Below are 566 nucleotides of genomic sequence, written 5' to 3'. Positions count from 1 at the left end.
AAATGTTTTTTTGATTAAAAACAATGCATAGAAAATTGATCAAAATCTCATCAAAACAGAAAGACACATTGCAAGGTTTGCGTTTAAATTTTGAAAAAAGCAACCAAAACAACTGTTGTAACTCTGGTTGACGATTTAAGGAAATTATCCTATGAATGAGCTTGTAGTTTTGATCGTATACGCAGCGATCAATAGGGCCTGGAAGCCCGAAACCGAGCAAAAAGAATAGCCCGCTTTTGCGGATATCCCGGAATTTCCGGGGGCTCTTGTTATGTCCAAGTGCTTCTCAGCACTAAAAGCAAGAGACTGCTTTGAGTCAGTGCTTCCAGACCCCGGAATACCAACGCGAGGGCGCTCGCACCCGGTGGGGGATCTTTCAAAGTGCGAACCAAAAATCCACATTTTAATGATATCTCTGTAGGCAAAAAAATTCGCTTCAGAAGAAGCATCATGGGGCTTTCTCAAAAACAATTAGGCTCCCATTTAGGCATAACTTTCCAACAAATCCAAAAGTATGAAAAAGGAATAAATCGCGTGAGTGCAGGACGTTTACAGGAAATTGCCGA

Annotated in this window: 1 protein-coding gene; it reads left to right on the top strand. The window is 41.2% G+C overall.

The window, feature by feature from the left end; all coding sequences use genetic code 11:
• Positions 1-381: 381 nt before the first annotated feature.
• The coding region (locus ACFIO5_RS13265; RefSeq protein WP_375705664.1) for a helix-turn-helix domain-containing protein at positions 382-566 on the top strand (185 nt) is incomplete at its 3' end.

This window comes from Bartonella sp. AA86SXKL, from assembly GCF_042196885.1.
The sequence above is the reverse complement of the archived record's forward strand: the minus strand, read 5'-3'. Positions and strand labels throughout refer to the sequence as shown.